Source organism: Methylomonas sp. MED-D (assembly GCF_050276835.1).
In the GTDB taxonomy this organism is placed as follows: domain Bacteria; phylum Pseudomonadota; class Gammaproteobacteria; order Methylococcales; family Methylomonadaceae; genus Methylomonas; species Methylomonas koyamae_A.
Genome location: NZ_CP189965.1, coordinates 905168 through 916818, shown reverse-complemented (window position 1 = coordinate 916818; position 11651 = coordinate 905168). Strand labels below are relative to the sequence as shown.

The 11651-nt window shown below is 59.3% G+C and carries 9 protein-coding genes; 8 read left to right on the top strand and 1 reads right to left on the bottom strand.

Annotated elements, in window-relative coordinates:
* Positions 1-146: 146 nt before the first annotated feature.
* From ACQE3E_RS04065 to ACQE3E_RS04045, 5 genes are all read left to right on the top strand, one after another.
* Positions 147-1385: a sialidase family protein gene (locus ACQE3E_RS04065; RefSeq protein ID WP_427501249.1), complete on the top strand. Its 1239-nt coding sequence runs from the start codon at positions 147-149 to the stop codon at positions 1383-1385.
* A 24-nt stretch (positions 1386-1409) separates the two neighbouring features.
* Entirely contained in the window at positions 1410-1787 is a 378-nt protein-coding gene (locus tag ACQE3E_RS04060) for a copper resistance CopC family protein (protein ID WP_168031311.1), read from the top strand.
* Between the two features lie 15 nt (positions 1788-1802).
* Positions 1803-2462, top strand: coding sequence for a hypothetical protein (locus ACQE3E_RS04055; protein WP_064025519.1), 660 nt, complete (start codon positions 1803-1805; stop codon positions 2460-2462).
* A 4-nt stretch (positions 2463-2466) separates the two neighbouring features.
* A complete protein-coding gene (locus ACQE3E_RS04050; RefSeq protein ID WP_313728993.1) occupies positions 2467-3588 on the top strand; it encodes a HupE/UreJ family protein in 1122 nt (373 codons plus the stop codon).
* Between the two features lie 158 nt (positions 3589-3746).
* A complete protein-coding gene (locus tag ACQE3E_RS04045; RefSeq protein ID WP_071158681.1) occupies positions 3747-4955 on the top strand; it encodes an HD-GYP domain-containing protein in 1209 nt (402 codons plus the stop codon).
* Positions 4956-5023: 68 nt separating this feature from the next.
* Here the strand turns inward: ACQE3E_RS04045 and sodB are convergent, their stop codons facing one another.
* Positions 5024-5605 carry a superoxide dismutase [Fe] gene (gene sodB / locus ACQE3E_RS04040; protein ID WP_064025524.1) on the bottom strand — a complete coding sequence of 194 codons (582 nt, stop codon included), beginning with the start codon at positions 5603-5605 and terminating at the stop codon, positions 5024-5026.
* 123 nt (positions 5606-5728) lie between these two features.
* Here sodB and ACQE3E_RS04035 point away from each other — a divergent pair, with 123 nt between their 5' ends.
* The 3 genes from ACQE3E_RS04035 (at position 5729) to ACQE3E_RS04025 (ending at position 11649) form a co-directional block, all read left to right on the top strand.
* The gene (locus ACQE3E_RS04035; protein WP_071158679.1) at positions 5729-6202 is read left to right on the top strand and encodes a CYTH domain-containing protein; all 474 of its coding nucleotides are present in this window, start codon (positions 5729-5731) and stop codon (positions 6200-6202) included.
* Between the two features lie 126 nt (positions 6203-6328).
* Positions 6329-6952: a tetratricopeptide repeat protein gene (locus tag ACQE3E_RS04030; protein WP_313728994.1), complete on the top strand. Its 624-nt coding sequence runs from the start codon at positions 6329-6331 to the stop codon at positions 6950-6952.
* 68 nt (positions 6953-7020) lie between these two features.
* Positions 7021-11649: an EAL domain-containing protein gene (locus tag ACQE3E_RS04025; protein ID WP_427501248.1), complete on the top strand. Its 4629-nt coding sequence runs from the start codon at positions 7021-7023 to the stop codon at positions 11647-11649.
* Positions 11650-11651 lie beyond the last annotated feature (2 nt).

The following is an 11651-nucleotide window of genomic DNA, read 5'->3' as shown; positions in this document are numbered from 1 at the left end:
GGCCGGCTATCCCTTCCTCGGTGGACATTGTCTCGGTCGAAACCCACAAAAGCGCCGCTCGACCCCATCCCCGCTCTTCGGATATTCAGCTTTGCCCGCCAATGTGGTCTAATCAGCGCCCCATTCCATTTCCGGAAGTACCACCGATGCCGCTCGGCCGATTGTTCCGCACCGCCGCCCTGATGAGCGCCGCCGTCTTGACGGCCTGCGACAACGCATCCGAGCGCGATGCCGGCGGTGTCGCGAACGTGATAGGCACGGCGCCGGAACCGGTGCAAATCGTCGATTTCGCGGCATTGGGCTTGCAGGGACTGCGGAGTTTCGACGTGCAGGCCAACGGCGCTAAAGTGCATGCGGCGTTTATCGCCGACGGCGGCGATCCGCGCCAGCCCTACATCGGTTATCTGCATTCGGAAGACGGCGGCCGGCATTGGTCGGCGCCGGTGGCGCTGGCCGGGCAATTTCAGCGGCCGGTGGAATCGAAAACCGGCAACGATATTCAAGTGGCCGCCAGCGGCGACAATGTAGTTCTGGTTTGGCAAGTCAGCGGCGAGATTCCAGGCATGGGCCCGCTGTTCGTGGCACGTTCGGCCGACGGCGGCCAAAGCTGGCAAGCCGGCGCCAACCCGACCGGCAGCGACGTCGACCAATCCCACCACGATCTGGCGGCCGACGCGGCCGGCCGTTTTCATCTGGTCTGGCTGGACGACCGCGACGAGAACGGTTATCAGGGCGTGCGCTACGCCCGCTCCGACGACACCGGCTTGCATTGGCAAGCCGCGCAAAGCGTGGACGACAGCAGTTGTTCGTGTTGCTGGAACCGGATCGCGGCGGCGCCGGACGGCAAGATCGACATTCTGTACCGCGACATGGAGCCGCGCGACATGGCGCTGGCGCAATCCACCGATGCCGGCATCAGCTGGCAACGCAGTGCCGCGGTCGGCGGCTTCGGCTGGAAATTCGACGGCTGTCCGCACAACGGCGGCAGCCTGGCCTACGCCGACGACGCCAGCCGGCACGCGCTGGTGTGGACCGGCGCGGACCAACAGATCGGCCTGTATCATTTGCAGTCGGCCGACGGCGGCGCGAGCTGGAGCGCGCCGCATCGGCTGGGCAACGGCATGAGTCCGTTCCACGCCGATCTGGCCGCCGGCGCGGAGCGCTTGCTCGCGGTTTGGGACGCGCTGGGACCGGCGGGCTCGAAAGTGTATCTGGCCGAGTCCGCCGACCACGGCACGAGTTGGACGCCGGGCCGCTTGCTGTCGGCGCCGGCCGCCTCGGCCGGTTTTCCGCGCATCGTCGCAACCGGCCAGGGCTGGCTGGCATTGTGGTACGAGCAACAACCGGGTTCCGCCAAACAATGGCGGGCCGCGTTGATTCATTAGATTTTTGTCATTCGAGAGGTAGTCATGCCCAAGTCGCACATTACAACAATAATAAAGGCCGGCCTGGTGGCGACGGCACTGTTGAGCCCGTTGTCGGCGCTCGCGCACGCCATCCTGGTGAAGTCGCAACCGGCCAAGGACGAGGAAGTCAAGGAAGCGCCGAAACAAGTGGATTTGTGGTTCAACGATCCGGTCCGTAGCGAATACAAAGCCTTGGCGGTCATCGACGCCGCCGGCAAGCGCGTCGATAATCACGACGTCGAACAAAGCCTGACCGACGGCTCCCATATTCACGCCACGGTCGCCAACTTGGCGCCGGGCAAGTACACGGTCCGCTATCGGGTGGTGTCGGAAGATACGCACATCGTCACCGGCAAATTCGATTTCACCGTGAAACCATAATTCCCAGGCAAGCCCATGACCCGTTTTTCCTTTTCCTTGACAGCCGCGCTGCTGGCCGCGCTGCCGCTATTGAGCGGCTGCGATAAACTCGGCTTCGGCGCCAAACAATCCAACGCCTTGGGCAATCGCCCCGATCTGGATTGCATCATCGCCAACGACTTTTACGCGGTGCATTTCAGTGCTTATATCCAGCCGGAAAAAACCGATAACGCCGCCGACGCCAAAGCCGCCTTCGTGCCGTTTTGTCAGCAAATCCCCCGCGCCGGCAAGATGTTTTTCACCGCCGATTTGATCGACCGCGACATCCGCGCTACCCCGATCGGCGTGAAACTGGTTGAAGTCGAAAAGACCGGCCAACAGCCGCCGAACGATATCCGCGAGATCCGTACCGTCGCCGAGTTTCCGGCCAAACTCTATCCGCGCGGCGCCGTCGAGGCACAGGCCGATGTCGATAAAACCGGCGACTACGTGCTGTACTTTTTAATCGGCGATGCGATCGAGGAAGACGACAAATTTCGGGTGCCGCTGGAAGTCGGCGTGGCGCCGGCCGGCGCCCAACCGCCGCTGGTGCTGATCGGCGGCAGCGTTGGCGGATTATTGTTGGCCGGATTTGGCGTGTGGTTTTTTCTACGCAAGCGCAAACCGAGCCCGCCATCCGAAGGCCAGGAGAATTAACGCGATGCGTCAGCTAAACCTATGTTTTCAGCCGGCATGGCTGATTCGCACCCTACTAGTCTGCTGGCTGTTGACGCAATCCGCCTGGGTTGCCGCCCACCCGCCGGGTTTAAGTTCGGTCGACGTCGTGGTCAAACCCGACGGCGTCATCGCCAAGGTGACGTTCGCGCTACAAGACATCGAGGCCTTCTCGCCGATGGACAGCGATCTGGACGCCGAAGTCAGCGACGCCGAGCGCGAGGCGGCCAAACCCGCCGTCGCCAAATTATTGGCCGATCAATTTCGACTTCTGGACGGCAATGCCGTGCTGGCGCCCAGCGAACCGGGCCGGGTCGATTACGACGAGCAAAACAACGCCCACGTCGAGTTCCATTTCGGACCGCTAAGCTCGGGCCGACTGACGCTGCAATCCGCGTTTCTGGCTTCGCTGCCGGACGGTCATCAGCAATACCTGACGGTCAAGGACGGCAACGGCAAAACCTTGGCGGAAAAAATGTTGGGTAAAAACGACGCCAGCCTGAGCGTCGAGTTGACGGCCGGCGCGGCGCAAGCCGGCGGTGGCGCTTGGCTGACGGCCTTCGCCGACTTTTTTAAGCTGGGCGTCGAACACATTCTGACCGGTTATGATCACTTGCTGTTTTTGTTTGCATTGCTGGCGGTCACCCACAATTTCTGGCCGGCGCTGAAAATCATCACCTTCTTCACGATCGCCCATTCGATCACGTTAGCGCTGGCCGGCTTGAACTTGGTCGAGCTGCCGAGCAGCTTCGTCGAACCCTTCATCGCCGCGACGATTATTTATGTCAGCGCCGAGAATCTGATACGCGGCGACCATCCCAAGGGCCGCGAATGGCTCACTTTCGGCTTCGGCCTCGTTCACGGCTTCGGTTTTGCCAGCGTGTTGCGGGAAATGGAGATTTCCAGCAGCGATACCGGCATCTTGTTGCCGCTGCTGTCGTTCAACCTAGGCATCGAGACCGGCCAGATCGCGGTCGCCGCGATCGTGTTACCGATCATCTGGTGGTTGAATAATCAAATCGCGATCGCCGACAGATTTTTGAAAAGCTGTTCGGCGGCGGTGTGCATGATGGGCGCTTACTGGTTGTTGGAACGTACGGTTTTATAGCGCCGAAAGGGACGGCGGGCAGACGCGGCGCCCGCCGTCGTCCCCGGACACTTCGGCCGGTTTTCCGGGTTGACGGCCAAGCCGAATACACCGCAAACTAGGCGATCGCGCGGGCGCCTGGATTGGGCCTTCGCCCATCGGACAGGAGCTTAAGCCCAGTGATTAAAAAAATCGAGGTCGGCGATCTGCGGCCTGGCATGTACGTCCACGATTTGAACCGCGACTGGTCCGAGCATCCGTTCTTGCGCAACCGGTTTAAGCTGGCGTCGGCGCAAGATGTCGAAAAAATCGCCGATTTGGGCTTGCGTTACGTATACATCGACACCGACAAAGGCGACGACTTGGCGCCAAGTGGCGACTCGAACCAATTCACGCCGGCTCAGACCAGCGAAATCCATCGCAGCGCCGCTATCGAGCCTATCGTGGCGGCGGTGCCGATCGCGGAAGAACTGCGCCAAGCCCGCCACGTCTACCACGAAGCCCATTCCATAGTGCGCGACATGTTACAGGATTGCCGATTGGGCAAGCAGGTGGCGCTGGAACAAGCCCGCCCAGTGGTCACGGCGATTACCGAGTCGATTTTCCGCAATCCGGATGCCTTGGTCAGCTTGTTGCGCTTGAAGCGCGCCGATCAATACACGTTCCAACATTCGGTCGCGGTCGGCACATTGCTCATCAGTTTTTGCCGGGCGCTGAACATCGAGCGGGCCGAAATCGAATTGGCAGGCATGGGCGGACTGTTACACGACATCGGCAAGATGCGGATTCCACAGGAGCTACTGAACAAAGCCGGCAAATTGACGAGCGCCGAATTCGAAATCGTCAAGGGCCATGTCGAGGCCGGCCGCGGTCTATTGGAAAACACTTTCGGCATCTCGCCGATATCGATCAGCGTCGCGGCCGAACACCACGAACGTTACGACGGCAGCGGCTACCCGCTGGGCTTGATCGGCGAGCAAATCAGCCGCTTCGGTCAGATGGCGGCCATCGTCGACGTATACGACGCTTTGACTTCGAACCGGGTCTACCACAACGGTACCGAACCGACCGCCGTGCTGAAAACCTTGCTGGAGGGCGGCGGCAGCCATTTCAATACCCGTTTGGTGCACCAGTTCATCCGCACGGTCGGCATCTACCCGGTGGGCACCCTGGTCAAATTGGAGAGCGACGAGTTGGCCGTGGTAGTCGAGCAACATCGCGAAGACTTGCTGCATCCCAAGGTCAGGACCATATTCGATGCCAGACAACGGCGTTTTATCAAACCGCGCGACTACGATTTGGCGAAGCCGAGTTGTAACCGGCGGATATTAAGTTTTGAAATGCCGGGCCGGTGGCGGATAGAACCGACGGCTTATTTGCGGCAATAGCGGCGGAGGGCAAAAAAGGAGCGGAGCGAGCCGGCCTGTGAGGACACCGCCCGCCCCGCGTTTAGCGATTATGCGTCGTAGTTGGCGCTGGCGAATTCCCAGTTGACCAAGGCCCAGAACGCTTCCAGGTATTTAGGACGCAGGTTGCGGAAGTCGATGTAATAAGCGTGTTCCCAAACGTCGCAGGTCAGAATGGGAGTTTGACCTGCGGTCAACGGGCAACCGGCGTTACTGGTGCTGACCAGCTCCAAACTACCGTTGGCGTTTTTCACCAACCAAGCCCAGCCGGAACCGAAGGTGGTCACCGCGCATTTGGTGAACTCTTCCTTGAATTTGTCGAACGAACCGAAGGTGCGGTCGATCGCGTTGGCCAAACCGCCGGTCGGCGCGCCGCCGCCGTTCGGCGACAGGCTGTTCCAATAGAAGGTGTGATTCCAAATTTGGGCCGCATTGTTGAAGATGCCGCCGGAGGATTTTTTGACGATTTCTTCCAGCGTCAGACCTTCGAACTCGGTGCCGGGTACCAGATTGTTCAGATTGGTCACGTAGGTTTGGTGGTGTTTGCCGTAGTGATACTCGATGGTTTCCACGGAAATATGCGGCGCCAAAGCGTCTTTTGCGTACGGTAATGCAGGTAATTCAAAAGCCATCTTCTTTCTCCAGAGTGATTGAACAGCAGCAACTTATTAGGCTCCGGAAGTACCTTCGCCTAATTACCCAGCATTATAATAAAGAATTATCACAGATCACCATCTAATCGCAGGGGAATAGGCATGGCGCTTGAGATTGAGCATAAATTTTTGTTGGCGAACGACGATTGGCGAGCGGAAGTCGAGCATTCGGTGTCCTACCGGCAAGGCTATTTGAGCGGCAGTCCGCTCAGTTCGGTGCGGGTACGCGTCTCGGACACTCAAGCCTGGCTAAACATCAAAAGCGCGACGATAGGCACCCATCGCCACGAATTCGAATACGAAATTCCGCTGGCCGACGCCAACACGCTATTGGATGAGTTGTGCCACAAACCGTTAGTCGAGAAAACCCGCCATTTCGTGCGCCGTAATCCGCACCTGTGGGAAATCGACGAATTCATCGGCGACAACCAAGGGCTGATCGTCGCCGAAATCGAGCTGTCGCAAATTGGCGAATCCTTTGAAAAACCGGCGTGGCTAGGCCAGGAAGTCACCGATGATTTGCGCTATTACAACAACAATTTGTCGCAAAAACCGTTCAAGGATTGGGATAAATAACAATAATTTAACCAACACATTGAAATGGTGTTTGAAATGCACTATAGTCAATGTATGGTTAAAGCTACTATTGTTGTTTTTTTGATACTTTTTTCCTCCGCCGCGTCCGCTTCGGAGCTTTCCAGCGTGATCGCCACCCTGGAAAGCAATTGGGCCAACGCGTATTACCAGCACGACGAAGACCGTCAGAAACTGGAATATCCGCTGTTGCTAGCGCAAGCCGCCGAATTGGCGGCGCGCTATCCGAATGCCGCCGAACCCAAGATTTGGCAAGCCACGATCATGGTCACCAACGCGGCCTTTCAATCCTCGCTGACAGCGCTGTCCACGCTGGATTCGGCTAAGGCGTTACTCGAAGAAGCGATTCGCATGAACCCCAACGCGCTGGACGGCGCCGCTTACGTCACGCTCGGCACCTTGTATTACATGGTACCCGGCTGGCCGGTATCGTTCGGCGACAACCAGAAAGCCGAGCAAATGTTGAAAACCAGCCTGAGCATCAACCCTAACGGCATTGATGCCAATTATTTTTACGCCGATTACCTGCTCGACCAAGACCGTACCGCCGAAGCAGTAAGCTTTCTGCAAAAAGCGATTCAGGCACCACTGCGCAAGCAGCCCTCGTTGGCGGACCTGCGCTTGCGCGACGCCGCCAAATCGGCCCTGACCCAAGCCGAGCAAGGCCGGCAAGCCGGCGGCAAAACCAAATACCAGTCGCTGTTTGCGGACGCCAACAACCAAACCCGCTAAATCCGGCTGAAAGCAAAGCCTGAGCATGTAGAATGGGCTAAGTTTTTCAGAAGCGCGTAGCGGCAATCATGATACTCACCCGTTCCCGGCTGGCGGCAGTCTTCGTTCTGCTGCTTCCTTACTTGGTCGCTGCCGCCGACCCGCCGCCGGAAAACGTCGTTCTGCAACTCAAATGGTTCCACCAGTTCCAATTCGCCGGCTATTACGCGGCGGTGGAACAAGGCTATTACGCCGAGGAAGGCTTGCAGGTCGAAGTTCGCGAACGCTCGCCAAACCAGGATTACATTCGGCAAGTCGCCGACGGCGCGGCCGATTACGGTATCGGCGACTCCGGCATCGTCGCCGACTATGCCAACGGCAAGCCCATCGTCGCCCTGGCCGCCATCTTTCAGCACGATGCGCTGGTGCTGTTCAGCAAGCAAGCGTCCGGCATCATCAGCCCTTACGAGATGGCTGGCAAGCGCATCATGTACGACGTGGTCGGCGAAAACAACGCGCCGGTGCGGGCGCTGCTGTCGGAAGCCAATCTCAACGAGAGCCATTACGTCAAAGTCCCGGAAAGCTTCGACGACGCGGATTTGATCCAGGACCGGGTCGACGTGATGTCCGGCTATATCACCGATCGCCCTTACACCCTGCAGAAAGCCGGCATCAGCTTCAACATCATCAATCCGCAAAACTACGGCGTCGATTTCTACGGCGACCTACTGTTCACCAGCCAAACCGAATTGGCGCGCCACCCCGGTCGTGCCGAACGCTTTCGCCGCGCCAGCCTGAAAGGTTGGCAATACGCCTTGGATCATCCGGACGAAATCATCCGGCTGATCCGCTCGAAATACCGCAACGACTTGAGCGAAGCGCAACTGCGCTTCGAAGCCACCGAAACCCGCAAGCTGATCCTACCGGACAAGATCCCGCTCGGCCAGATAGAAACCGGCCGGCTGCGGCGCGTCGCCGAAATCTACGCCAGCCTGAATCTGGCCAAGCCGCTAAACGACGCCCAATTGGACGGTTTTGTATACGGCGGCGGCAACCAATCCAGCGGGCCGCAACTTTCCGCCGAAGAACGTCAATGGTTGCAGACCCATCGCCAGATCCGGCTGGGGATAGACCCTAACTTTGCCCCTTACGAGTCGATAGACGCCCAAGGCCAATACATCGGCATCGCGCCGGATTTCCTTCGTCTGGTGAGCCGCCTGCTGAATGTCGAATTCGTACCGGTTCGCGACAAAACCTGGCACGAAACCCTGGAAATGGCGCAACGCGGCGAATTGGACATGATCGCCGCCGCGGTCAAAACCCCCGAACGCGAGCACTACCTGAGTTTTACCCAAGCCTATATTTCGACGCCGACCGTCATCATCGCGCCGGAAAGCAGCGGCTACATTGGGTCGTTACAAATGCTGGCGGGCCAACGCGTCGCCGTCGAAAAAGGCTATTTCGTCCAGGAATTGCTGCGTCGCGACCACCCGACGCTGCAGCAACTGGAAGCCGCGTCGGTCGGCGAAGCGCTGAACCTGGTCGCGGAAGGCAAGGCCGACGTGTATATCGGCGACGCCGCCTCGGCCAGCCACGCTCTCGGCCGCGCCGGCCTGCTGAATTTGCGCATCGCCGGCCAAGCCGGCTACCTGAGCGAAAGCCGAATGGCGGTAAGCAAGACCAACCCGGAATTGCTGTCGGCTCTGGAAAAAGCCTTGACCACCATCAGCCACGCCGAACACGACGCCATCGTCAACCGCTGGCTGGGCCTGAAAATCGAGCAAGGCATCCGCCCGGAAACTCTGTTCAAATGGGGCTTGCCGGCCATCCTGACCTTTGCCCTGGTCGGTTATTGGCTGTATCGGCTGAACCGCGAGGTCAAGGCTCGCAAGCGCAGCCAAGCCGAATTGGCGCTGCTCTACACCAACATGTCGCTCGGATTCGCGCTGCACCAAGTGATTCGCGATGCCGCCGGCAAGATCGTCGATTACCGCTATCTCGACATCAACCCGGCCTTCGAACGCATGACCGGCATCGCCCGGCAAGAATGGCTGAACAAAACCGTCCGGCAACTGCTGCCGGACACCCACTGCCCGTGGATCGCCAGCTTCGACGACCTGGAAACCAGCGGCGAACCGCGCCATTTCGAAAACCGCGTCGAGGAAATCGGCCGCTGGTACGCGATCGACAGCTACAAGGCCGACACCGACCGTTTCGTAGTACTGGTCCAGGACATCACCGAGCGCAAACAAACCGAACTGGCGCTGACGCAGAGCGAGGAACGTTTCCGGATGAGCCAGATCTACGGCGGCATCGGCATCTGGGAAGCGGAGTTGCTGACCGGCCAGCAGTTTTGGTCCGAGATCGTCACCGGCAGCCTGGGCTTTCCGAAAACCGCGCAACACAGTTGGGGCGATTTCTTGGCGGCGGTGCATGTCGAGGACCGGCCGGCGGTGCTGGCCGCGACCCGCGCTCACCTGGAAACCGGCGCGAAATACGATGTCGAGTACCGAATCGTGGACGCCGACGGTCAAAAACGCTGGATGCGCTCGGTCGGCCAGGCCGAACGCGACAGCGAGGGCAAACCGCTACGGATGCGCGGCATCGTCCACGACATCAGCGAACGCAAGGCGGCCGAGGAAAAGCAGCGGCTGTGGGCACGGGTGTTTTCCGACGCGCACGAAGGTATCGTCATCACCGATACCGAAGCCAATATTATCGATGTCAACGCCGCGTTCACCGCCATCACCGGCTACGACCGCGCCGAAGTGCTCGGCCTCAACCCGCGCCTGCTGAAGTCAGACAAGCAGCCCGACGAGTTTTTCGCCGAGATGTGGCAGGCGTTGACCGACAACGGCCATTGGCAGGGCGAAATCTGGAACCGGCGCAAAAACGGCGACTGCTACGCCGAGCTACTGACGATTTCGGCGTTGCGCGACGATGCCGGCAAGATCGTCCATTACATCGGCCTGTTTTCCGACATTACCGATACCAAGCGCCAGCAACAAGCATTGGAAGTATTGGCTCACTACGACGTTCTGACCCAGCTACCCAACCGGGCGCTGTTCGGCGACCGCTTTGCTCAGGCGATCGCCCACAGCAAGCGCTCGGAATGCTTACTGGCGGTCTGTTACCTGGATCTGGACGGCTTCAAACAGGTCAACGACGGCTACGGCCACGAGGCCGGCGATCAATTGCTGGTGCAAGTCGCCAAGCGCATCCGTCAAAATCTGCGCGAGGGCGACACCGTGTGCCGATTGGGCGGCGACGAATTCGCGCTGCTGTTCGAAAACCTGCAATCGGTATCGCAATGCGAAGATACGTTAAAACGCATCCATCAAGCCATCGCGGAACCCTTCGAGCTGGCGGCCGGTCCGGTCCGGATCGCCGCCAGCAGCGGCGTAACGATCTATCCGCTCGACCGCGAAGAACCCGACCTTCTGCTGCGCCACGCCGATCACGCGATGTATCAGGCTAAACTGGCCGGCCGCAACTGCTACCGCCTCTACGACGAACTTGCCGAGTTGCCGGAGCGGAAGTCGGCGCCGCCGAATCGGCTGGAACTGGCGTTGCGGGAAATCGGCGCCGCGCTCGAACAAGGTCAGTTCCGGCTGTATTACCAACCCAAAGTCAATCTGGCTAGCGGCGAAGTGGTCGGCGCCGAAACGCTAATCCGCTGGCAACATCCGGAGCGGGGCTTGCTGGCACCGGCTGAATTCCTGCCCATCGTCGAAGGCCATCAGTTGGAAATCAACATCAGCAACTGGGTAATAAGAAGCGCCTTCGCCGAATTGCAGCGCTGGCAAGATACCGGTCTCAAACTGCAGATCAGCGTCAACGTCTCGCCGCGCCATTTGCAATGGCCGCGATTCGTGCCGGAGTTGGAGCAATTGCTGGCGGCCCATCCGGGTATTTCTTCGCGGCAATTGGAACTGGAAGTGTTGGAAAGCAGCGTGCTCGACGACCTGATCTCGGTCGGCGAAGTCTTGAAGCAGTGCTATCACGAACTGGGCATCCCCTGCGTGCTGGACGACTTCGGTACCGGTTATTCGTCGCTGACCCATCTGCGGCACTTAACCATTAGCGCGGTCAAGATCGACCAAAGCTTTGTGCGCGGCATGATCGACGACCCGGACGACTTATCGATCGTCGAAAGCGTGATCGCCTTGGCCAGAGCCTTCAAGCGCGACGTAGTCGCCGAGGGCGTCGAAGACATTGAACACGGCGTGTTTCTGATCCATCTAGGCTGCCATTTGGCCCAAGGCTTCGGCATCGCCCGCCCCATGCCGGCCACGGCACTGGCCGACTGGATCCGCGATTACCGCAACTACCCGGCCTGGACCGCTAGCGCGCGGAACCCGTTGCATCCCAGCCGCGTCCAGTTGTCGCTGCTGAAATTGCAGCAACAATATTGGTTGCGCCGTCTGGAAGCCTATCTGCGCGCGCCGGCCGACAACGGCGGCTATTGGCCGACCTTGATCCAGAAAAAATCGCACATGAACAAATGGCTGGAACGCTTGGAACTGGAAACCAGCGCCGACCGCCGTTTGCTGGGCAAACTGGCACAAGCCCAAGCCCGTCAAACCTTGCTGGCCGAACAAGTGTTGCGAGAACACCAACAGGGACGGCCCGCGCTGACCGGCGAGACCTACCAACGTTTGTTGAACGCCAACCTGGATATCATCCAGCTCTTGGAACAACTGGAGCTTTACATCTAAGC